Origin of the sequence: Hyphococcus luteus, assembly GCF_002943565.1 — a bacterium.
In the GTDB taxonomy this organism is placed as follows: domain Bacteria; phylum Pseudomonadota; class Alphaproteobacteria; order Caulobacterales; family Parvularculaceae; genus Hyphococcus; species Hyphococcus luteus.
In genome coordinates this window covers 749,827-771,832 of sequence record NZ_PJCH01000015.1, presented here as the reverse complement: position 1 = coordinate 771,832, position 22,006 = coordinate 749,827, and the positions used below count along the sequence as shown (strand labels likewise).

Genomic DNA, 22,006 nt, shown 5'->3' with positions numbered 1-22,006 from the left:
GCGGCCATGGCGTCCGTCGCCATTGCGGTGCGCGCGACGCCCGGCGCGTCGAAGAACGCCGCGGGCGGGGCGTGGACCGGCCCCGACGGCGCCGCGCGGCTCATCGTGAAAGTGACGGCCCCGCCGGACAGCGGGCGCGCCAACAAGGCCATCGAGTTGCTACTTGCTTCCGCTTTCGGCTTGTCGAAATCCGCCGTCTCTGTAACGTCCGGCGCGAAAAACCGGCTGAAAACCGTGACATTGAACGGGCCGGATGAAGCCTCATTAAAGCGGCGGTTCGAAGAGTTGTTAGGAGAGCGAAAATGACGACTGTTATCGACGGAAAAGCCGTCGCCGCCGATCTGCGCGAGAAAGTGGCGCAGGCCGTCGCGAAGATCAAAGAAGAGCACAATGTGCAGCCGGCGCTGGCGGTGGTGCTCGTGGGCGAGGACCCGGCGAGCCAAGTCTATGTGCGCAACAAACATACAGCGACGGAAAAGTCCGGCATGCGCTCCATCGAACACAAGCTGCCGGAAACGACGCGCGAAGAAGACGTTGTCGCGCTGGTGAGGAACCTCAACGAAGATCCGGAGGTGGACGGTATTCTCGTGCAGCTGCCGCTGCCCAAGCACATCTCTTCCGACCGTGTTCTTAACGAGATTCACCCGGACAAAGATGTGGACGGGCTGACCGAGGTGAACGCCGGACGGCTCATGCTCGGCAAGGACGGTCTTGTCCCATGCACGCCGCAGGGCTCGGTCATTCTTGCGAAGACCGTGAAGGAGAATCTGTCGGGTCTGAAGGCGGTGGTCGTCGGGCGCTCCATCCTGGTGGGCAAGCCGCTCGCCATGCTGCTGCTTGCCGAGAACTGCACCGTCACCATGGCGCATTCGCGCACGAAAGATCTCGCCGCTGTCTGCCGCGAAGCGGACATTCTCTGCGCAGCGGTGGGCATTCCGCGCCTCATCAAGGGCGACTGGGTGAAAAAGGGCGCCATCGTCATCGATGTGGGCATTAACCGCATCGAGGAAGACGGCAAGAAACGCCTTGTGGGCGACGTTGACTATGGCGCGGCGAAAGACGCCGCCGCCGCCATCACGCCGGTGCCGGGCGGCGTCGGGCCCATGACCATCGCCTGCCTGTTGCGCAACACGGTGCTCGCCGCCGCGCGGCGGCGCGGGCTCGGCGCGGTCGAGGTTTAGGCTCTCCGCAAATTCCTCCGTCTGCAGCGCTTTCATTAACGAGCGCAGGGCGTTCGATCAGGGGCAGGGGTTCTGCTTGCGCCCGTGCAGCTCGTTCACGGCGTTTTCCATGTCCTGCGTCCATTCGACATTGAGCGAGGCGAAGATCGTTTCGAGCTGGTCGAGAGTGCGCGCCCCGAAAATATTCGAGGTGACGAAAGGCCGGCTCGTTACGAAAGCCATGGCGAAGGCGGCGGGATCGACGCCGAATTTTTCGGCGAGCGCCACATAGCCGCGAACCGCCTCATCCGCGCCGGGCGTTTCGTAACGCTGAACCCGGTCGAACAGGGCCTTGCGCGAGCCCGCCGGATTCTTCCCGTCGAGATATTTTCCGGTGAGCACGCCCTGCGCGATGGGCGAATAGGCGAGGAGGCCGACCTGTTCTTCCATGGCGATTTCGGCGAGCCCCGTCTCGAAAGTGCGGTTCAGGAAATTATAGGCGTTCTGGATGGAGACGACGCGCGGCAGGTCCAGCTCTTTCGCGGCCGCCAGAAAACGCATGACGCCATAGGGCGTTTCATTCGACAGGCCTACATGGCGCACCTTGCCTTCTTTCACGAGATCGCCGAGCGCGCCGAGGGTTTCTTCGATGGGAACGCCTTTCTCGCCGGAATAGACATAGCCCGCGCGCGCGGCGCCGAAGAGCTGCACGGGGCGGTCCGGCCAGTGGAGCTGATAAAGGTCAACATAATCCGTCTGCAGATTTTTCAGGCTGCGCTCGATGGCGAACCGGATCTGGTCGGGCGTGAGGCGCGTTTCGCCGCCTTCGGGCCGCATATAGGCGGCGGGAGAGCGGCCTGCGACCTTGGTTGCGAGGATGATTTTGTCGCGGTTTTTGCGCGCCGCGAGCCAGCGCCCGACAATGCGTTCGGACTCGCCTTGCGTCTCCGGCTTCGGCGGCACGGTGTACATCTCCGCCGTGTCGAGAAAATTGATCCCCCGGTCGAAACACGCATCCATCTGCAGGACGGCGTCGTCCCCGCTGATCTGGTCGCCATACATCATGGTTCCGAGGCAGAGCGCGGGAACTTCCAATTCCGTGCGGCCAAGACGTCGTTTTTCCATGACTATCCTCTTTTTCTGCGTCGCATTTTCGCTTGAGAAAACGGGCATAGCGACGCCGCAGGGGAAGCGTCACCATGTTGAAAGCGCCCTCGCGAGCCCCCATCTATAATCACAAATTATCCGGAGGACGGAATGTTGAAAATCGGCAAGGGCAAGGCCGCCATGATGGCGGCTGTTTCGGTCATCGCGGCGTCTGCAGCGCTGTCGCCGGCGGGGGCGCGCGATATCGACCCGGCGGCGCATCCAGCGACGGTCGCCGTCGAGGCGCCGCTCGCCCATGCAGCGGATCACGCCGACGAGGCCTCCCAAGCTCAGAAAACGGGCCCCAAGAAATGGGCCCTGCTCGCCGCTGCGGCGGCCTCGCTCGCCGGGCTCGTAAAGCTCATCGGCGCGCGCCGGGTGGGCGAGTTTGTGACGGAAAGCGCCGTCAAAACTGCCCGCGCCGCCGCGACCGGGGCCTCCGTCGCCGTCAAATCCGTGGGCCGGGCGGTTTCCTCGCCGCTGCGGTTTCTGGCCATGCTTTTCGGTCTCGCGCTCTTCGCGCTCACCGGCGCGGGGCTTTACGACGTCGAATGGATCGCCGGCCTCCTTTCCGGCGCGGCGCTGGCCGGGGCGGGGCTTTACGGGCTGTGGAAAACCAAACGCGCCTTTAACCCCGTCAGGGTAAAGGCGAAGCCGGATGTTGTTAAAGCTAACGAAAATTAACCAGTAAAAACAACATTTTGGACAAATTTGACGGGTTTTTTGTCTTACTTTCGCCCCATTCCGCGCCTAAAAATTTCCCCATCAGCGTTGGCGCAACAGCACGCAGCTTTCTCTAGCGTACGTCCCTGACGCTCTTGCACGCACCACCCCCCTGAAAAACCCCGCCAGAATGGCGGGGTTTTTTGCATTGCGGGGAAATCTTGGGGGCTATTTTTATTGCGCGGGCGAGGCGCATCACGATACCTCCTTTCCATGAGCCGCGTTCTGATCGCCCCCTCCATTCTGTCCGCCGACTTCGCCCGTCTCGGGGCCGAAATCGCCGCTGTCGCCGCCGCCGGGGCGGATTTCATCCATGTCGATGTGATGGACGGGCATTTCGTGCCGAACCTCACCATCGGCCCCATGGTCGTGAAGGCGATCCGTTCGGCGACGGACCTGCCTTTCGACGTGCATCTGATGATCTCCCCGGTCGACCCTTATATCGACGAGTTTGCGGCGGCGGGGGCGAACATTCTCACCGTCCATCCGGAGGCTGGCGCGCATCTTCACCGCACCCTTCAGGCGATCAAGGCGGCGGGCGTCAAGGCCGGCGCCGCGCTCAATCCGGCGACGCCGGCGAGCGTCATCGAGCCGGTGATCGACGATCTCGATCTGGTGCTCGTCATGTCGGTCAATCCCGGCTTCGGCGGCCAGTCCTTCATCTCCTCCCAGCTTCGCAAGATCGAAGCGGTCCGGAAGATGATCGACCGGACGGGCCGCGACATACATCTCGAAGTCGACGGCGGCGTGAACGCCGACACCGCGCCGAAGGTCATCAGCGCCGGCGCCGATGTCCTGGTCGCCGGCTCGGCGGTCTTCCGCGGCGGTGAAGACGCTTACGCGGCGAATATCGCCGCCTTGCGGCCGGGGGCGTGATGGACATGGCGCGAACGGCGCGACATTCCGGCAATGGCTCTCGCGATGTGCTGGCGCGCATGCGAAAGGTCTGGGGCGAAAGCCCGTTTTATCAGGCGCAGTTGAAAGGCCCGGCGCCGGACCGTCTGCTCTTCCAGCCCGATGATCCGTATGCGCCGGATAAGACGCTGGCGACGGCGCTGGCGCGCGGGCGCATCGTCGTCGGCGAAGAACAGGCCGATTGCGAAGGCGAGCTTGAAAAGCTCTGGGATCTGGCGGCGCCGGACGGCGCCTTGTTCGCCTATTTGCAGGAATTTTCCTGGCTAAGGCATCTCGCGGCGCTCGGCGATGACGGCAAGGCGCCGGCGCGCACGCTGATGCGCGCCTGGCTCGACCGCTATGAGCGCTGGTCCTCGGAAAGCTGGGAGCCTTATTTCGTCGCCGAACGGCTGGTGCAGCTTTGTTCGCATTATCCGCTCCTGCTTGCGGGAACCGACGCCATGTGGCGCAGCCGCGTGCTCGCCTGCATGGCGCGCCAGACCCGCCATCTCGCACGCGCCGCGCCGCGGGCCGCCACCGGCTTCGACCGGCTGATGACCTCGCTCGGGCTCGGCGTTGCGGGTTATTCCCTGCCGGGTTGCGAAGGCCCCGCCGAACGCGGGCTGGAAATGGCGCGCCGCGAATTGCGTTTGCAGCTGCGTCCCGATGGCGGCCATGTGAGCCGCAATCCGTCGCGGCAGTTGAAGCTCGCTCTGCGATTGCAGGCGCTCTTGAAAGTCATCGAGGCGCGCGGCTTTCAGCCGCCGGGGTTCCTGCGCCACCAGGTGCAGCGGGCGAGCGCCATGGCGGCGTTCTTCCGCACGCCCGACGGCAAGCTTGCGGTTTTCAATGGCGGCTATGAAGACGACGCCAAAGCCATCATCGCCGTTCAGACTGGATCGGGCGCGGATATTGCGCCGTCGGAATTCGCGCGCCATTCCGGCTATCACAAACTGACCGCCGCCCGCGCGCTCCTGATTGTCGACACGGCGGACGACAACGCCGTCGCTTACAAAAGCGCCGGCTCGTTGCATTTCTCCTCGGGCCGCTCGCGTATTCTCGTCAATTGCGGCTCGGGCGCGCATCGCGGCTATGAATGGAAAAGAGCGCTGGAACAGCGCAGCGCCCATTCCGGACTTTCCTTTCTCGATGGCGGCCCGCAGCCGGCCTTTGGCGACATCACCCATCGCCGCGGCGAGGAGACGGCGGGCCATCTTCTCGAATTCGAGCGCCGTCTCGTCACCGTCAATCCGGAAGGCGCGTCTTACCTGCGCCGGCTCTTCCTGTCCCCGGGCGGGGCGGACTTACGCGGCGAGGAGATGCTGGCCGGCCTTGCGCCCGGCGAGATCGACCGGGCGGTCTGGCGGTTTCACCTGCATCCGGGTGCGCGGGCCTCGCTCGCCCGCGATAAGAAATCCGTGATCCTGCTGCTGCCCAACAAGGAGGGCTGGCGCTTCAAATCGAACTGCCCCGAATTGTCGCTCGAAAAGAGCGTTTATTGCGGCGGCGGCGGCGGCGGCGCGCCCGCCGCATCTGAACAAATTGTCATCCGCGCCGATGCTTATGCACGGCGCGAGGATACGGCGATCAATGTAAAATGGGCGCTGGCGCGGCTTGACGCTGTCTAGCGCTCCAGGACTGATGACTGGCGCGAACGCCGCCAGTGTGCATTAATAAGACAAGCGGAGCGGCGGCGTCGGATGTCGGGGATGATCGAAAAATTTCAGCGCATGATGGCGCGCGGCGCGAAAACCGGCCGGCGCGCCTCGGATATCGATCCGGCGGCCTTGCTTCCCCGGGCGCCGCGCAAGATCGATTTGCGCGCGGCCCGCAAGATGGTTGCGGGAAAGAGCGTTCTCGTCACCGGCGCCGGCGGGACGATCGGCTCCGAGCTCTGCCGCCAGATCGTTTCTTTCGATCCCGCCCATCTGACCCTGGTCGATAACGCGGAATTCGCGCTTTATCAGATCGATCTCGAACTGAAAGAGGCGGGTCATGGCGGCGTCATCGCGTCCGATCTCACCGATGTGTGCCGCAAGGAGCATTTGAACCGCGTCTTCGACCGCGCCATGCCGGATGTCGTTCTGCATGCGGCGGCGTTCAAACATGTGCCGATCGTCGAGGAGAACCGCTGCGCCGGCGCGATGACCAATGTGCTCGGCGCCAAGACTGTCTTCGACGCCGCCATCGAACATGAGGCGGACTCGGTGGTGTTCATCTCCACCGATAAGGCGGTGAACCCCACAAGCTTCATGGGCGCGACGAAACGCATCGCGGAACTTTACGCCCAGGCGCTCGACGTTGCGCAAAACGAAACGCGCTTCGTCACCGTGCGCTTCGGCAATGTGCTGGGCTCCACCGGCTCGGTGGTGCCGCTGTTCCGCCGCCAGATCGAGAATGGCGGGCCGGTGACGGTCACTCATCCCGAGATCATCCGCTATTTCATGACGACCCGCGAAGCAGTGCAGCTTGTCCTGCTCGCGGCGAGCCTCGACGTCGCGGAGGAGACTATCGTCACCCATGACGGGCGCGTCTTCGTTCTCGATATGGGCGATCCGGTGAAAATCCTCGATTTCGCCAAACGCATGATCGAGGCTTACGGCCTCAATCCCGGCAAGGACATCGAGATCAAGTTTACGGGGCTTCGCCCCGGCGAGAAGCTGTTCGAGGAAATCTTCCTCGATAGCGATGCGCTGATCAAAACCGGCGCGGAAGGCGTGCTCCTGGCCTCGCCGGCGATGATCGACCTGCCGCTTCTCAATCCCCGCCTGTCGGACGTCATCGAGGCGGCCCAGAGCGGCGAACAGGGCGTCCTCGATGAGGCGGTGCACCATCTGGTGCCGGAATTCGTCGCCCATAAAGACGCCGCCCGCGCGCCGAACCAGTCGAATCGGTAATTCCAGCGCGGCGCCTTGCCCTCATAGGGCTGGAGCGGTAATCCGGCGCCATTCGAAAAAAGGGATTTTCCAATGGCTGACGCGAGCCCCGTCAAGCGGGCGCTGATTTCCGTTTCCGACAAGACCGGCATTGTCGATTTCGCCAGACGCCTCGCCGCGGCGGGCGTCGATCTGGTCTCCACCGGCGGCACGGCGCGGGCCTTGCGCGAGGCGGGGCTGACGGTGAGCGACGTGTCCGACGTCACCGAATTTCCCGAAATGATGGACGGGCGGATCAAGACCCTGCATCCGCGCATTCATGGCGGCTTGTTGGCGCTGCGCGACGATGAGGGGCACCTTAAATCCATGCGCGATCACGACATCGCCGGCATCGAACTTCTGGTGGTCAATCTCTATCCGTTTGAGGAAACGGTCGCGAAAGGCGCCGGCTTCGAAGACTGCATTGAGAATATCGACATTGGCGGGCCGGCGATGATCCGCGCCGCGGCGAAGAACCATCGCTTTGTCGGCGTCGTCACCGACCCCGCCGATTACGAAACCGTGCTCGGCGAAGTCGAAGGCGACGGCGCCTTGAAAGACGAAACCAAAAAACGCCTCGCCGCAAAGGCCTTCGCCAAAACCGCCTCTTACGACTCCGCCATTTCGCGCTGGTTCGCGCAGCAGAACGGCGAAACCTTTCCAAAGGATTATACGCTTGCGGGCAAGCTCGACGCGGTCCTGCGTTACGGCGAAAACCCGCATCAGGAAGCCGCCTTTTACCGCACAGGCGGCAAGCGTCCGGGCGTGGCGACGGCGGAACAGGCGCAAGGCAAAGAGCTTTCCTACAACAACCTGAACGACACCGACGCGGCTTATGAGCTGATTGCGGAGTTCGGAACCGAAAAACCCGCGGTGGCGATCATCAAGCACGCCAATCCTTGCGGCGTTGCGGCGGGTGAGGACATGCTTGAGGCTTACCTCGCCGCGCTTCGCTGCGATCCGGTGTCGGCCTTTGGCGGCATTGTCGCGCTCAATCAGAAACTCACCGGGCCGGTCGCGGAAAAAATCGTCGAGACCTTCACCGAAGTCGTCATTGCGCCGGATGCGGACGAGGCGGCTAAGCAAGTTTTTGCGAAAAAGAAAAACCTGCGCCTCCTCATTGCGGGCGGCGTTCCCGATCCGCAAGCGCCTGGCATGACGATCAAACCGCTCGCCGGCGGGTTCCTGTTGCAGTCGCGCGACGCAAAAATCACGCGGCCCGAAGATTTGAAAGTCGTCACCAAGCGCCAGCCCACGGACGCCGAACTTGCCGACATGCTGTTTGCGTTCAAGGTGGCGAAACATGTGAAATCGAACGCTATCGTCTACGCCAAAGACGGCGCCACGGTCGGGATCGGCGCGGGACAGATGAGCCGGCTCGATTCAAGCCGCATCGCGGCGCGGAAATCCGAAGACGCAGCGAAAGCCTGCGGCGCGGGCGCGCCGCTCGCCAAAGGCTCGGTCGTCGCCTCGGACGCGTTCTTTCCCTTTGCGGACGGGTTGCTGTCAGCGGCTGAGGCGGGCGCGACGGCGGTCATCCAGCCGGGCGGCTCCATGCGCGATGACGACGTCATCAATGCGGCGGACGAGGCCGGCCTCGCCATGGTCTTCACCGGCGTCCGGCATTTCCGGCATTAAAGAGTTTCATCTTATTTTGCGGGAAGCCTCTCCACGAGCGAGATGAAATTCCCTCCCCTTGAAAAGGGGAGGTGGAAAAAAGAGACCCTTGTCGAGTCTGTCAGTTTACACCGCCGTATCCTCCGCCAGCGCGTCGAGCTGGCGGATGAAGAGCGTGAACTTGCCGACGCTGACGGGACCTGAGAGATCGAGTTCGTCGGTGGTTGCATTGTAGAGCGCGATTGCGTCTTCCGCGCCGGACCGCCATTTGTCGATGACCTTTTGCGTCCATTTCGCCGCAGCGCCCTTGGGCTCGGCGCCGGCGGCGGCGATCACTCGGGCCGTCAGCAGCCGCTGGCGCGCCGTCAGCTCCTCGATGATCTGGCGCAGCGCGATCTTGTCGAAATGATCGGCGGGCGGTTCGGCCCGCGCTTTGTCGCGCATGGCGTCGATATTGAAGAGGCGTCCGACCGCGAAAAAGACGCCGCCGACGCCGGGATTCGACCAGCCGGTCTCGCGCGCCAGATTGACGATGTCGAAAGCGAATTCGAGCGCCGGGATCGACGCGGCGAGGCGGGCGATGTCTTCCGGCGCTTTTTCCGCGATCCAGCCCTGACGGCGCTCTTCGAGCGCGCCGGCGTCTTCGGCCGGCAGGATGTCGGGCAGGGCGGTTTTGAATTCCGCCACCGGGGCCTGATATTGCTCGATCATGGCTTTGAGGCCGCGGCTCGTAAGCGTGTCGCGCGCCTTGGCGTCGCCGAGAAGGTGGAAAGTCTGCCCGCTCAAGAGCCGCGAGGCTTCGAGATAAAGCGCCGTCTGCAGGGAGGCCGGCGCCTGGTTGTCGAGAGCGTCGACCGCGGCGGCGAAGTCGTTGAGATTGTAAATCCGCCGCACGGCCTCATAGGCGAGCGTGATGGTCGCGAAATCGACGCCGCTCGTCTCGGCCGCACGCTGCACGAAGCTGACGCCGCAGGTGTCGACGATTTCATTCGACAGGCGCGTGGCGATAATTTCGCGGCGCAGCTGGTGGCTCACCACTGAATGATTGAACTGATGCAGCGCGTCGGGGAAATAGGCGAAGAGTTCGCCTTCGAACAACGGATCGTCCGGGGTTTGCGACTCCACGATCTCGTCGAACAGCCACATTTTCGCATAGGCCAGAAGGACGGCGAGATCGGGCCGCGTCGGCCCGAGCCCGTGCTGGCGCATATGGGCGAGCTCTTCCGTATCGGGAAGATATTCGATCGCCCGGTCGAGCCGGCCTTCGCGTTCGAGCGTCGACATGAAGCGGGCATAGATGTCGAGCTCGGCCGGCGCCGTCATTTCCATCTGGGTGACGGCGCGGGTCTGGTCGTAATTGTGACGCAGGACATGCTCGGCCACGTCGTCGGTCATGGAGGCGAGCAGGGGGTCGCGGTCTTCGCGCTTCAATTCGCCATGCTCGATGGCGCCGGAGAGCAGGATCTTGATGTTGACTTCATGGTCGGAGGAATCGACGCCCGCCGAGTTGTCGATGGCGTCGGTGTTGATGCGCCCGCCGCCTCGCGCATATTCGATGCGGGCGAGCTGGGTGAGGCCGAGATTGGCGCCTTCGCCGATGACTTTCGCGCGGGTCTCGCTTGCATTGACGCGCACCGCGTCATTGGTGCGGTCGCCGACGCGCCAGTTCTCTTCATCTTCGGCCTTGAAATAAGTGCCGATGCCGCCGAGCCAGAACAGCTCCACCGGCGCTTTCAAGATCGCCTGGATGAGCTCCGCAGGCGTCATGGTCTTGTCGGTGATGTCGAGCAGGGCGCGCATTTCCGGCGTTACCGCGATCGACTTGGCGTTGCGCGAAAAGACGCCGCCGCCCTTGGAAATGAGCTTCTTGTCGTAATCGGCCCAGGACGAACGCGGCAGGTCGAAAAGGCGCTTGCGCTCTTTCCAGGTTTTCGCCGGGTCGGGATCGGGGTCGATGAAGATGTCGCGGTGGTCGAAAGCGGCGACGAGCTTGGTCTGCTCTGAAAGCAGCATGCCATTGCCGAAAACATCGCCGGACATGTCGCCGACGCCGGCGGCGGTGAAAGGCTCGGTCTGGATGTCCTTGCCCATCTCGCGGAAATGGCGCTTCACCGCCTCCCAGGCGCCGCGGGCGGTGATGCCCATGACCTTGTGGTCGTAGCCGGCCGAACCGCCGGACGCGAACGCGTCGCCGAGCCAGAAGCCGTATTCCTTGGAAATCGCATTGGCCGTGTCGGAAAAGGCCGCCGTGCCCTTGTCGGCGGCGACGACGAGATAGGCGTCGGGATCGTCCCACCGGACGATTTTCGCCGGCGTTTTGGGCTCGCCTTTCACGATATTGTCGGTGAGGTCGAGAAGCCCGCGAATGAAAATCTTGTAGGCTTCGCGGCCTTCTTCATAAACGGCGGTGCGGTCGCCCGACGCCGGAAGCTGTTTCGGATAAAAGCCGCCCTTCGAGCCCGTGGGCACGATCACCGCATTCTTCACGCGCTGCGCCTTGACGAGGCCGAGAACTTCCGTGCGGAAATCTTCGCGCCGGTCGGACCAGCGAAGCCCGCCGCGCGCCACCGGCCCGAAGCGCAAGTGCACGCCGTCGACGCGCGGGCCGGAGACGAAAATCTCGCGATAAGGCTTGGGTTCGGGAAGCTCCGCAAGTTTCGAGCTGTCGATCTTGAAGGAGATATAGGTTTTGACCGAACCGTCTTTTTCCCGTTGATAGTAATTGGTGCGGGTGATGGCGCAGAAAAGGTTGAGAAACCGGCTGATGATGCGGTCCTGGTCGAGGCTCGCCACGTCGTCCAGGGCTTCGCGCACGGCGTTGTCGGCTTTTTCGACGTCCTTGATGCGCGCATCGGCGTTGGACGGGCCTTCCGGATTGAAACGGGCGTGGAAAGCAGCGACGAGTTTGCGCGCAATCGCCGGATGGTTGGCCAGCGCTTCCTGGATATAGGCCTGCGAATAGGCGAATCCGGATTGTAAATGATGTTTCGCCGCGGCGCGCAGGAGCCAGGCCTCGCGCCAGTTGACGCCGGCGGTGAGCACCAGCTCGTTGAAGCCGTCGTCTTCCGTGCGGCCTTCGACCACGGCGAGAATGGTTTCCTCAAAAGCTTCCTTGACGTCGGGAAGCGTAATCGGCTGACCGCTTGTCTGTTCCGTGTTGAAATCGTGGATCCAGAAAGATTCCTTGCCGCCGCCGAAAGGCGAAACCTGATAACTCGCCTCCTGCAGGACGCTGAGCCCCAGATTTTCAATCGTCGGAATAAGTTTCGACAACGACATCGGCTCGCCGCGTTTGTAGATTTTGATGCGCACGGATTTCTCGCCGTCGCCAGGTTTGCGATAGGCGCGCACCACCATGGGATCGGCGTCGAGTTGTTCGAGAGCGGCGATGTCGGAGAGGGTTTCTTCGGCCGGCGTGCGTTCGCGATAGCCGGCGTCGAACGCTTTTTCATATTTTGCGTAAAGCGCCGCGGGCGTCGCGCCGTCATGGGCTTCGCGCATGGCCTCGAGCAGGCCGTCCGTCCAGGTGCGGCAGATTTCGCGCATCTGGCGGGTCAGTTCCTGGACGCCCGGCCCTTGCGGCGCGCCGGGCTTGATGCCGATGATGAAGTGCACGCGCACGAGCGCGGCGTCGCCGAAGAACGGCGCAAAGGACATCACCTTGCCGTCGAAGCTTTCCGCCAGAAGATCGGCGGCGCGTTCGCGAATATCGGAATTGAAGCGGTCGCGCGGCACATAGAGCAGGGCGGAGACGAACCGGTCGAACCGGTCGCGGCGCAGGAACAGTTTCACGCGCGGGCGCTTGTAAAGACGCAAAATGCCGAGCGCCATTTCAGTCAGCGTGTCGACGTCGACCTGGAAAAGCTCGTCGCGCGGGCAGGATTCAAGGATGTTGATCAGCGCTTTTTCATTATGGCCGCCGGGCGTGAAAGCCGTCCGCTCAAGCACGGCGTCGAGCTTGGCGCGGATCAGCGGAATGTCGGAAGCCGGGCGGTTATAGGCTTCGGCCGTGAAAAGGCCGACAAACAGCTCTTCGCCGATCGCCGTCCCATCGGGCGCGAAGCTTTTGACCGCCACGTAATCCATATAGGCGCGCCGGTGGGTGAGCGATTTCGAGCTCGATTTGGCGATCAGGATGGGCTCTTTCGACGCCAGAAAAGAGGCGACCGCCGGCGACAAATCGCCGTCCGGCTGGAAGGTCGACATCAGGACATTGCGGCCCGGGTTTCTTAAAATGCCGAGGTCCTTGTCCGCATCGACTTCGAGTTGAAGCGTTCCGCCTTCGCCCACCTTGTCGAAATGCCGGACGCCGAGAAAAGCGAAACGATTGTCCCAGAGCCATTTCAGGAATTGAACGGCCTCGCGTTGTTCGTCGGCTTTGACGCCGGGAAGGCGCGAGCGTTCGAGTTGCGCAATGCACGAGCCGAGGCGCGCGCGCATAGGCTCCCAGTCTTCGACGGCAATAGCGACGTCGCTGAGGACGGCTTTGATCTCGTCGCGCAAGGCTTCGATTTCATTGTCGATGACCGGCGGGTCCATCTCCACATGGATCATGGATTCGCGCAGGGCCCCCTGGCCGTCCGCGTCGCGCTTGCCGGCGGCGTTGCGCGCAACGGCGACGACGGCGTTGGAGAAAAAACTCACCGGCTTGCCGGCGTCGGCGAGGGCGGCGGAAATGGAATCGACGAGAAAGGGTTTGTCGTCGGTGACGATGTCGAGGACCATGCGCCGGTCCGACCAGGTTTTCCCTTCTTCCAGGCGCAGCGAGATATTGCTTTCGCCGGGTTTGCGGACAGCGCCGTGCTTCCATGCGGCGGCGGCGCGATTGAGGAGCGATTGCGGCTCGTTCCAGTTCCGGTCTTCGCCGGTGGCGTAAAGAACCAGCTGTTCGATATAGCTTTTGAAGGCGGGCGCCAGCGCGCCGTTTTCGTCAACGTCGCCGACCTTTTTCTTTTGCGCGAGCGCAATGACCTGGTCCAGAATCTGACTGTCGACGTCGGTGATGAAGCCCTCAGGCATATCGCTCCCTTTACGGTCCTTTGTTTATTGGCGCGTCATAACGCGAAGACTTTGAAATTGTCTAACGAAACACAACGAAAATGCGCCGGTCTCGGAAAGACCGGGCGCGGGCGCGTCGGGAAGCTTGCGAAAAACTTAAGGCGTCAGGCCTGCAGCGCCGAGGAAGAGGCGGCGCTCGCGCTTCCGGCTGCAGTCTGGCGCTCGATTTCCCGGCGGACCAGCGTGGTGCGCGGATACGCCCGGGCGGCGCTCTTTTCAAGATAGCGGTGCGCCAGATAAAGACCTGTTAATCCAAGCAAGGAAGTTGCGAGACTCGCCATGAGAAGGCCTGAATCGCCTGCGCGAAGCCCGGTCAGCACCGCGAAAATCGCGCCGGGCGCCGCAAATGCGGCTGCGCTCGGCAGATGCGCGGCCGCCAGAAGCGCGGCTGCGAAGCTCGCGGTCACGGAAAGCGCGAGAATTTGAACGCCGAACACCGCCGGCGCCCCGGCCGGCGCGAGGAGAATCGGCGCCGAAGCGAGAATGACGCCGAGCACGCTGAGGCTCGCCGTGAAAGACGCGCGCCAGCGGAAAGGCCGGGAGGAAAGGCTCGCCCCGGACCGGAATTCGCTTCTGAGGCGGCGGGCGATCCACAAAGCGGCCAGCATCATCGCCGCCCAGGTTGCGGCCCGGGCCGGATAGGCGCGTCCCGCGACAACGGCCATATAGACCGAAACGCCGGCGACAAGGGCGAGGCCGAGCCCGCTCCAGCGCGAGAGAATGTCGATGAGATGAAGCCGCGCGGCGCGCGACAGGCCGGGCCGGCGCTTGCGCCGCGGCTGCATCGGCGTTTCGCGGGCGAGCTCCTGCAGCTCGTGAACCGATTTTCCCTGCAGCGATGCGCTTGCCATATGCGCCGTCCTTTCAACGCCTTTCGGCCATCGGATGATTCATTCCTTAACCAAGGGTTAACGATAAGCCGTCTTCGAGCTTTGGGCTGATTTTTCCGGCGCGTCGAGGTGAAAAAGCGCGGGAATGGGCGTGAAAGACGCCGCCCTTTCCGTATGCGATTCGCCACGATTTAATCGTGGCGTCCATCTTTCAGAACGGCGACCAGCAGGAAGTCCGGGGCCATGGACCCCACGCTTGAAGCGTGGGGAGTCGGTTACGGACAGGCAATGGCTACTTTTTTTCCGGCGGATCGTAATAGACGTCGATGGTCATGCCCCTCCGGGCGAGATCGCCCCTGAGGACGAGGGCGTCGACATTGACCGGATCGATGGAGAGCGCCGCCACCACGTCATCCGCGGCGCGTTCATAGGCGCCGAGCACGTAGCGCGCCCGCCCGCGAATGACATAGGTTTCGGCGCTGGCGAACCCGCCTTCTTCGGCTGCGGTGATCGCCTCTATGGCGTCCTGCCAGCGTTCCTGCGCGGCGTAGACCTTCCCGGCGGTCAGATGCAGCTCGGCGCTGTCCGGGACAAGGGCCAGCGCTTTTTCAAGCGCGGCTTCGGCGTGACCGGTCTCCTCCGCCTCGAGCCAGGCCTCGGCCGCCTGGGAATAAAGCCGGGCGCGCACATAATCGTCGCCGGCGTCCTTGCGCTGGGCGATCTCTTCCAGCCGAAGCGCGGCGAGTTTGGGAAAGCCGGCTTCGAGATCCGCAATGGCGAGGCAATGGCGCGCCGGGGCGCCGCCGCCTTCGTCCACCCATTGCTGGGCGGCGATGCGGCCGAGCTCGAGATCGGCCTTCAGGAATTCGACGCAGTCCACATAGCGCGGGTCCAATCGTTCCTGCGCGGAAGCGGCGGAAGAAGAAGGGGCGGGGGCCTGGCTTACAGAAGGCTGGCCCGCTGACTGGGCCGCCATGACGGCGGCGAGGAAGCTCAACAACATGGGATGGACTGTAGCCGACTATTCGGGGCGGAAAAGGGGCGCCGCCCTGTTATTCGGCGGCCTTTTTACTCGGCGGCTTGAGGCCGCGTTTCTTTGGCGCCGTCTTTTTTGTCCGCCTTGGTTTTGGCGCGTTTGCGGGCCGGCGCCTTTTTGGCGGGTTTTTTCTTCGGCGCGTCCTTTTTGTCGGACTTGGGGCCCGGCGCGCCGCCGCCTTCGCCGCCGGATGCGCCCCCTGATGCGCCATTGGCCTCATTGCCGGCCGGGGCGGCCTTGGCGGCGTCCGCAGGTTCGGGAATGAAGCAGGTGACGGTCGCGCCTTCGCCTTCATGGGACTCCATCCGGACCCAGCCATGGTGCAGTTTCACGAAGCGCTCGACGAGGGCGAGGCCAAGCCCGGCGCCCGCGCTTGGCCCGCGGCTTTCAAAGGCGTCGAAGGCGCGCGCCTGGTCGGACGGGGACAGGCCGCGCCCTGTGTCGGCGACCCAGAGCTTCACCGCGTCGCCGACTTTGCGCGCGCCGATGGTCACCGTCCCGCCCGCGCCCGTATAGGCGAAGGCGTTGGAGAGGAGGTTGAACAGCACCTGCTTTATGCGCTTTTCGTCGAGCGGCGCGTCGCCGATGTCTTTCGGACAATCGACTTTCAGGCTCACCTGCGTGTCCTCGGCTTTGAGGGCCGCGAAGGTCGCTGCGTTCTCAAGGAGTTTTCTGATGTCGGTCTTCTCGACATTGAGATCGAGCTGGCCGGCGTCGATGGCGCCGAGATCGATGATGTCGTTAATGAGATCGCGCAGATGATAAGACGCCGACAGGATCGAGGCGATGTAATCCTTCTGGCGGTCGTTCAGAACGCCGAACATCTGGCCGTCGAGCATTTCGGAAAAGCCGATAATGGTCGAAAGCGGCGTCCTCAATTGATAGGAAACGTGATCGACGAATTTCGATTTCAGCCGGTCGGCGTTTTCGAGAATCGCGTTGCGCTCTTTCAGTTCTTTTTCGCGCTCTTTGGAGTCGGTGACGTCGAGGAAATGCGCCAGGGTCGCGCCGTCGGGCAGGGGCTCTGCGCCGATCGCAATCGTGCGCCCGTCCGCCAGCCGGATTTCGCGGAACTCGTAAGTCTGGCGGTCTTCATGGGCCTTCGAGACGATGCAGCGGCGCAGCGCGTCGAAAGAGGCGTCGGCGTCGCGGGCGAGCTTTTTCAGATTGTCGAGGATCGAGTCGATATGCGGCTTGGCGTCGAGATGGCGCGCATCGAGCCGCCAGAGTTTCTGGAACGCCTTGTTGTAAAGCTTCAAAGAGCCGTCGGCGGCGAACACGGCGACGCCTTCGGCGAGATTGTTGAGCGTCGCCTTCTGGACGCTGATCTGGGTGTTGAATTGCGTTTCGAGGGCGATCTTTTCGGTGATGTCCTCAAAGGCGAGCATCACCCCGCCAAGCGGATGGCGAAGGCGCGCAACCCTGAGCGTGCGCCCGTCCGGCAGATGCCAGATTTCGTCCGGCGCGCCGCCGAGACGCTCCGCGCCCGGTTCGGACAGACCGTCCGTATAAAGCGCAAGCTGCTTTTCCTTCCACGCGTCATAATCGGAAGGTTCGGGCAGCTTGCCCTTCATCCTGAGCTGGTCAAGCACTTCGCCGTGATAGACGCGGCCTGAAAGCTCGGCGTCGTCGAGCGACCAGAGCTCCTGAAAAGCGCGGTTGTGATAGATGAGGTTCTGGCTCGCCCCGAAGATCGCCACGGCGGTCTGGATCTGGTCGAGGGTGCGCTGGTTCGCCTCGATCTGTTGTTTCAGATCCGACTTCGCCTTGTCGAGTTCGGTGACGTCGATGGCGACCCCGCCCATGGCCGCGTCTCCCGAGCCGTGCAGCGGGGTTTCGATAATGCGGTAGACGCGCCGCTCGCCGCGCGAATTGATCACCGCGCGCCCTTCATTGGCTTTGCGTTCCGTTGCGGCGGTGGAGGCGATTTTCCTGATCGTATTGTCGAGCTCGATCTGCTGCTTCAGGACGTCGGCGACGCTCGGCGCTTCAACGAGGTCCGCATAGGCGCGGTTCACCCAGACAAGCTGGAGATCGGCGCCGCGCCGCCAGGACGGGACGGGCGCGCGTTCGAGCAGCGCGTGGGCGCCGTGAAGGTCGACGGCGCGTTCGCGGAAGGCGCCGATGACGGCGCCGTCTTCGGCCATCCGGACGGCGGGGTCGGTGATCCACAAGGCGACCTGGCCGCCGGCGACGCGCCCGTCCACTTCGATGGAGCGGCCGTCCGGCGTCACCACATTGCCGGAAAAGGCGACGCCATGGGCGCGCAAATTCTTCACCTTTTCGCGCAGGGTTTCGGGTTTGTCCGCTTCGTCATCTTGCAGGGGCAGGGCGCCGAGCGCGTTCAAAAGCCGGTCGACCGGCGAGGATTTCGCGTCTTCTTCGTCCTTGGAGAAAGAAAGGAGCGAGGCGAGCGCCGCGGGCCCGCCGAGAATTTTCGGTTCGCCCCAGCCGGCGCTCAAGGAATCGCTGTCGTCTTCCCAGACGAGGACGAGGCCCGGATGGGCCGAGAGCACCGAGTCGGATTTTTCAAGCCGGGCTTCAAGTTCGGCGAGCTTGTCGGACCAGTGGAGCGCCTGGTGGCGGGTGGCGGCGGAGACCCGGAAGGCCCAGATCACGGCGGCGACGGCGAGCGCAATCGCGCCGCCCGCGCCGGCCACCAGCGGGTCGATATTGGCGAGCATGGAAGCAGCGCTTTGCGCAGCCTCGCCCTGGGCCTCGTTCGGGGCGTCCTGCGCCCATGCGGCGGAGAAGAGCGCGCTGGCGCCGCTCAAGATTGTCCCCGCCATCAATGATTTCGCAAAACGATGCATGCTGTGGCGCCCTGTTCGCGCCGGCCGGACGCGGTGGGTTCTCCCCTTATCGCTATCTTTAACCAGATTCGCGATATTTTGCGTCGCCAGCGTGTAAGCGCACAATATGTACTGTGTTCGTTTGGCGCCGCTAGGGCAAAAGGGGACGTTCGGGCCGCCGCAAAGATGAAGTTTTCAACAGGCGGCGGCCCGTTTCGAGGCCTTAAGGGCGGTCAGCCCTCGAGCCGGAAATTGAACCGCTCCATAAGGCCGTAGCGCATGCCGCCGCCCGCCGCCGGCGGATATTTCCATCCAGAGACGGCCTTCAGGACGCTGCGGTTGAAGCAGCGGTTGGCGCTGTCGACGACCTGCGCATTGACCACATTGCCCTCGGGCGTGACGTCGAATTCGACGATCACCACCCCTTCGGCGCCGCGGGAGCGGCAGTTTTCGGGATAGGGCGGCGGGATGCGGATGACGGGGCTGGAAACGGCTTTTCCGCCCGGTGGAAGCGGCTCGATTTCCGCCGGTCCCGGCCGCGGCGTCGGCGTTTGCACAGGCCCCGTCCTTTCAGGGAATTGATACTCGGTCGGCGGCATTTTTTCGGGGATCGTCTCCCGCGGCGGTTTGATTTCATTCGGGTCGGACAGCTTTTTTTCGGGGGTGATCTGGAGCTTTAGAGCGGGTTTCGGCGGCGGATAGTCGCCGCCTTTTTCCTTGATGAGCTGCGCCATCAGGAAGAACAGCCCGGTTGTGACGAGGGCTGCAAAAGGCAGCCCAAGCGCCCATCGAAACAAGACCATAGCGCATTCCTTTCATGTCATGGCCGAGGCTCTTGAGGCGCCGCCTCAAGGGCTCCGGCCGTCCGGTGGAAGGCGCCAAGGCCCGAAACGCCGAAACATGCGCGCGCCCCTTCATCATGCTTCGCATCGACGGATGTGCTACAATAGTCGCACCTTAACAGGCTGCGACATTTGTGGCAAGTCATGGCGCGCGGGCGGCAATCCGGGCAAAGAAAAAGGCCGCCCGAAAGGGCGGCCTTTCCAAGGCTGAATTTAAGAAGCAGCGCTTAGTAGCGGTAGTGGTCGGACTTGTACGGGCCCTTGACCGGCACGCCGATATAGTCGGCCTGCTCTTCGGAAAGCGTGGTGAGCTGGGCGCCGATCTTGTCGAGGTGAAGCTGCGCGACTTTTTCGTCGAGATGCTTGGGCAGGATATAGACCTCGTTCTTGTACTGCTCGCCTTTGGTCCACAGTTCGATCTGGGCCAGCGTCTGGTTGGTGAAGGACGCGGACATCACGAAGCTCGGATGGCCGGTGGCGTTGCCGAGGTTCAACAGGCGGCCCTGAGACAGAAGCAGCATGCGCTTGCCGTCCGGGAACTCGACCAGATCGACCTGGTCTTTGATGTTGACCCATTTGAAGTTCTTGAGGCCCTCGACCTGAATTTCGTTGTCGAAGTGGCCGATATTGCCGACGATCGCCATGTCTTTGAGCATGCGCATGTGATCGACGGTCAAGACGTCCTTGTTGCCGGTCGAGGTGATGACGATGTCGGCGCGCGGGCAGCCTTCTTCCATGGTGACGACTTCAAAGCCGTCCATGGCGGCCTGCAGGGCGCAGATCGGGTCGATCTCGGTGACCATGACGCGCGCGCCGGCCCCGGCGAGCGACGCGGCGGAGCCTTTGCCCACATCGCCGTAACCGGCGACGAGCGCGACCTTGCCGGCCATCATCACATCGGTGCCGCGGCGGATGCCGTCGACGAGCGATTCTTTACAACCGTATTTGTTGTCGAATTTCGACTTGGTCACCGAGTCGTTGACGTTGATCGCCGGGAAGGGGAGCTGGCCTTTTTTCTGGCGCTGATAAAGACGCAGAACGCCGGTGGTCGTTTCTTCCGAAACGCCTTTGATGTTGGCTTTGACCGTGGAGTACCAGTTCGGCTGCTTGTCGAGGCGGCGTTTGATCGTGGAGAAGAGCGCCTTTTCCTCTTCGTTCGACGGATTGTCGAGGATCGACGGGTCTTTCTCCGCGTCGGCGCCGAGGAGGATAAGCAGCGTCGCGTCGCCGCCGTCGTCGAGGATCATGTTGGCGGTCTCGCCGTTCGGCCATTCGAAGATCTTGTCGGCGAGGTCCCAGTATTCCTCCAGCGTTTCGCCCTTGAAAGCGAAGACCGGGGTGCCGGTGGCGGCGATCGCCGCGGCGGCGTGGTCCTGGGTCGAATAGATGTTGCACGAGCACCAGCGAACCTCGGCGCCGAGCTCTTGCAGGGTCTCGATGAGAACCGCGGTCTGGATGGTCATGTGCAGGGAGCCTGCGATGCGCGCGCCTTTCAGCGGCTTTGAGGCTCCATATTCCTCGCGGGTCGCCATCAGGCCGGGCATTTCGGTCTCGGCGATCTCAATCTCGCGGCGGCCGTAATCGGCCAGGTTAATGTCTTTGACGTGATAATCGTGGTGCGCGGGCGCGGTCATAGGTGTTTCCCTGATCTGCTGAAAATATGTGGGCGGGCTATAACAGGCCCCCCGGGCGAAGCCAAGGGCATATAAGGATTTCTTTATGTGACTTCGCCCTGCCGCGGAAAAATTTTCGTAAAGAGATTGTAAACAATTGTTTTATAATCCTTTTTATAAAAGGAAAGAGGCGATCAAAGGAGAGCGAGGCATGGAAACGCTCGTCTACGCCAGCGCGGCGGCCGAGGCCGCGCCCGATCTTAAAGACATTCTCGCGGTTTCGCGCCGGAACAACGCCAGAAACGGCCTCACCGGCCTGCTTCTCTTTGCGGAAGGTAATTTCATTCAGGCGCTGGAAGGGCCCGGAGAAGCGCTCAAGGCGACTTATGAGCGAATCCTGAAAGATCCGCGCCACAAGCTGATTATCGAGCTTTACCGCGCCCCGATCGAGCGGCGGAATTTTCCCGACTGGTCCATGGGCGCCCGGACGATCGAGGGCGCTGACATCCCCGGCGGAGCGTTCAAATTGACCCGGGCCTCGCTGGAAGAGATCCACAGCCATGATCGCGGCGAGGAGGTCTTCACCCTCCTGAAATCCTTCTACCGCGTCTCTTATCCTGACGACATGGCGTCCTGACGCGGGCTCATCGTCCCTCGCAAGAGCGGCGCGCTGATCGCGCATTTGTGAAAAAACCGAGCCGCTTGTCTTGTGCTAACCTGTTCCTGGCTGGGCGCGACAAGTGGAGAAAATCCAATGAAAAAGTTTTTGCCGTTGATCGCTGCAGCCGGCATGGCCGCCGCGGTCATGAACGCCGCCGCTTTCGCCGAGCATCATGAAGGCGATGAAGCCGAAGCCCCGGACCCGCGCATCGGCGAGGAGGCGGACCGCATCTGTTTCGCCAGCACCATCAATGGCTGGCGCAGCGTCAAGGGCGAGGACGATGTCGTTTTGCTGCAGCGCGGCGTCAATGACTGGTACCGGGTCGAACTGAATGGCGGCTGCCGCGAGAGCATCTTTCGCTCAGCCATAGCCATCGGCATCGACAGCCGGCCGGGCGGCGGCTGCGTCACCCGCGGCGACGTCATCATCGTCAAGGACAGCCCCGGCTTCACCCGCCGCTGCATGATTTCCCGCATATATAAGTGGGATGAGGACGCGGCTGAGGAAACGGAAGACGCCGAATAGGCGCCGCAGCGCAGCAATTCCAATTATAATCCGGGCCCCGCTCATATTTGCAGCGGGGCTCTGGCGTATGTGTACGGACCGTTTTGATATGGGCCCAATGTAGCGTATCAAGGCGAGACTCTCCGTGTGCGTTAGAACCCATGCGCCGCCACGGATGAGAAAACCGGACGCTCCTTATGAAAAAGACGGTTATA

General features: G+C 62.9%; 16 protein-coding genes. 9 read left to right on the top strand and 7 right to left on the bottom strand.

All coding sequences use genetic code 11. The features are described from left to right. The first annotated feature begins 6 nt into the window (after positions 1–6). Together CW354_RS19565 and folD are read left to right on the top strand one after the other, a co-directional pair. Positions 7–306, top strand: a complete 300-nt coding sequence (locus tag CW354_RS19565) for a DUF167 domain-containing protein (RefSeq protein ID WP_104831738.1) — start codon at positions 7–9, stop codon at positions 304–306. Next, a complete protein-coding gene (gene folD / locus CW354_RS19560) occupies positions 303–1,181 on the top strand; it encodes a bifunctional methylenetetrahydrofolate dehydrogenase/methenyltetrahydrofolate cyclohydrolase FolD (RefSeq protein ID WP_104831737.1) in 879 nt (292 codons plus the stop codon). The genes CW354_RS19565 and folD overlap by 4 nt, the downstream gene beginning before the upstream one ends. 57 nt (positions 1,182–1,238) lie before the next feature. On the opposite strand, the gene CW354_RS19555 is transcribed toward folD, so the two are convergent. Beyond that, positions 1,239–2,285, bottom strand: coding sequence for an aldo/keto reductase (locus CW354_RS19555; RefSeq protein ID WP_104831736.1), 1,047 nt, complete (start codon positions 2,283–2,285; stop codon positions 1,239–1,241). 132 nt (positions 2,286–2,417) lie between these two features. On the opposite strand from CW354_RS19555, the gene CW354_RS19550 reads away from it, so the two are divergent. The 5 genes from CW354_RS19550 (at position 2,418) to purH (ending at position 8,476) form a co-directional block, all read left to right on the top strand. Further along, positions 2,418–2,990: a hypothetical protein gene (locus CW354_RS19550; protein WP_104831735.1), complete on the top strand. Its 573-nt coding sequence runs from the start codon at positions 2,418–2,420 to the stop codon at positions 2,988–2,990. 252 nt (positions 2,991–3,242) lie between these two features. Further along, on the top strand, positions 3,243–3,905 hold the full coding sequence (gene rpe, locus CW354_RS19545) for a ribulose-phosphate 3-epimerase (protein WP_104831734.1): 663 nt from the start codon (positions 3,243–3,245) through the stop codon (positions 3,903–3,905). Positions 3,906–3,910: 5 nt separating this feature from the next. Then, a complete protein-coding gene (locus CW354_RS19540; protein ID WP_165793846.1) occupies positions 3,911–5,551 on the top strand; it encodes a heparinase II/III family protein in 1,641 nt (546 codons plus the stop codon). Positions 5,552–5,632: 81 nt separating this feature from the next. Beyond that, positions 5,633–6,820 carry a UDP-N-acetylglucosamine 4,6-dehydratase family protein gene (locus tag CW354_RS19535; RefSeq protein WP_165793845.1) on the top strand — a complete coding sequence of 396 codons (1,188 nt, stop codon included), beginning with the start codon at positions 5,633–5,635 and terminating at the stop codon, positions 6,818–6,820. 72 nt (positions 6,821–6,892) lie between these two features. Then, the gene (gene purH / locus CW354_RS19530; RefSeq protein ID WP_104831731.1) at positions 6,893–8,476 is read left to right on the top strand and encodes a bifunctional phosphoribosylaminoimidazolecarboxamide formyltransferase/IMP cyclohydrolase; all 1,584 of its coding nucleotides are present in this window, start codon (positions 6,893–6,895) and stop codon (positions 8,474–8,476) included. 105 nt (positions 8,477–8,581) lie between these two features. On the opposite strand, the gene CW354_RS19525 is transcribed toward purH, so the two are convergent. The 6 genes from CW354_RS19525 to ahcY form a co-directional block, all read right to left on the bottom strand. After that, a complete protein-coding gene (locus tag CW354_RS19525; RefSeq protein WP_104831730.1) occupies positions 8,582–13,474 on the bottom strand; it encodes an NAD-glutamate dehydrogenase in 4,893 nt (1,630 codons plus the stop codon). 143 nt (positions 13,475–13,617) lie between these two features. Further along, complete coding sequence (locus tag CW354_RS19520) at positions 13,618–14,364, bottom strand: hypothetical protein (protein ID WP_104831729.1); 747 nt, start codon at positions 14,362–14,364, stop codon at positions 13,618–13,620. 271 nt (positions 14,365–14,635) lie between these two features. Further along, entirely contained in the window at positions 14,636–15,346 is a 711-nt protein-coding gene (locus tag CW354_RS19515; RefSeq protein WP_104831728.1) for a tetratricopeptide repeat protein, read from the bottom strand. Positions 15,347–15,411: 65 nt separating this feature from the next. Further along, positions 15,412–18,192, bottom strand: a complete 2,781-nt coding sequence (locus CW354_RS19510; RefSeq protein ID WP_104831727.1) for a sensor histidine kinase — start codon at positions 18,190–18,192, stop codon at positions 15,412–15,414. A gap of 212 nt (positions 18,193–18,404) precedes the next feature. Further along, the gene (locus tag CW354_RS19505) at positions 18,405–18,974 is read right to left on the bottom strand and encodes an energy transducer TonB (protein WP_104831726.1); all 570 of its coding nucleotides are present in this window, start codon (positions 18,972–18,974) and stop codon (positions 18,405–18,407) included. A gap of 266 nt (positions 18,975–19,240) precedes the next feature. Further along, the gene (gene ahcY, locus CW354_RS19500; protein ID WP_104831725.1) at positions 19,241–20,647 is read right to left on the bottom strand and encodes an adenosylhomocysteinase; all 1,407 of its coding nucleotides are present in this window, start codon (positions 20,645–20,647) and stop codon (positions 19,241–19,243) included. A 190-nt stretch (positions 20,648–20,837) separates the two neighbouring features. Between ahcY and CW354_RS19495 the strand changes: the two genes are divergently transcribed. Beyond that, positions 20,838–21,263 carry a BLUF domain-containing protein gene (locus CW354_RS19495; protein ID WP_104831843.1) on the top strand — a complete coding sequence of 142 codons (426 nt, stop codon included), beginning with the start codon at positions 20,838–20,840 and terminating at the stop codon, positions 21,261–21,263. Between the two features lie 117 nt (positions 21,264–21,380). Beyond that, entirely contained in the window at positions 21,381–21,812 is a 432-nt protein-coding gene (locus CW354_RS19490; RefSeq protein WP_104831724.1) for a DUF6491 family protein, read from the top strand. Positions 21,813–22,006: the final 194 nt, after the last annotated feature.

Coding starts and splice junctions, on each gene's coding strand:
- CW354_RS19490 (WP_104831724.1), top strand. CDS start 21,381: ATGAAAAAGTTTTTGCCGTTGATCGCTGCAGCCGGCATGGCCGCCGCG.
- CW354_RS19510 (WP_104831727.1), bottom strand. CDS start 18,192: ATGCATCGTTTTGCGAAATCATTGATGGCGGGGACAATCTTGAGCGGC.
- purH (WP_104831731.1), top strand. CDS start 6,893: ATGGCTGACGCGAGCCCCGTCAAGCGGGCGCTGATTTCCGTTTCCGAC.
- CW354_RS19550 (WP_104831735.1), top strand. CDS start 2,418: ATGTTGAAAATCGGCAAGGGCAAGGCCGCCATGATGGCGGCTGTTTCG.
- CW354_RS19540 (WP_165793846.1), top strand. CDS start 3,911: ATGGCGCGAACGGCGCGACATTCCGGCAATGGCTCTCGCGATGTGCTG.
- folD (WP_104831737.1), top strand. CDS start 303: ATGACGACTGTTATCGACGGAAAAGCCGTCGCCGCCGATCTGCGCGAG.
- CW354_RS19535 (WP_165793845.1), top strand. CDS start 5,633: ATGATCGAAAAATTTCAGCGCATGATGGCGCGCGGCGCGAAAACCGGC.
- rpe (WP_104831734.1), top strand. CDS start 3,243: ATGAGCCGCGTTCTGATCGCCCCCTCCATTCTGTCCGCCGACTTCGCC.
- CW354_RS19520 (WP_104831729.1), bottom strand. CDS start 14,364: ATGGCAAGCGCATCGCTGCAGGGAAAATCGGTTCACGAGCTGCAGGAG.
- ahcY (WP_104831725.1), bottom strand. CDS start 20,647: ATGACCGCGCCCGCGCACCACGATTATCACGTCAAAGACATTAACCTG.
- CW354_RS19565 (WP_104831738.1), top strand. CDS start 7: ATGGCGTCCGTCGCCATTGCGGTGCGCGCGACGCCCGGCGCGTCGAAG.
- CW354_RS19555 (WP_104831736.1), bottom strand. CDS start 2,285: ATGGAAAAACGACGTCTTGGCCGCACGGAATTGGAAGTTCCCGCGCTC.
- CW354_RS19505 (WP_104831726.1), bottom strand. CDS start 18,974: ATGGTCTTGTTTCGATGGGCGCTTGGGCTGCCTTTTGCAGCCCTCGTC.
- CW354_RS19495 (WP_104831843.1), top strand. CDS start 20,838: ATGGAAACGCTCGTCTACGCCAGCGCGGCGGCCGAGGCCGCGCCCGAT.
- CW354_RS19515 (WP_104831728.1), bottom strand. CDS start 15,346: ATGTTGTTGAGCTTCCTCGCCGCCGTCATGGCGGCCCAGTCAGCGGGC.
- CW354_RS19525 (WP_104831730.1), bottom strand. CDS start 13,474: ATGCCTGAGGGCTTCATCACCGACGTCGACAGTCAGATTCTGGACCAG.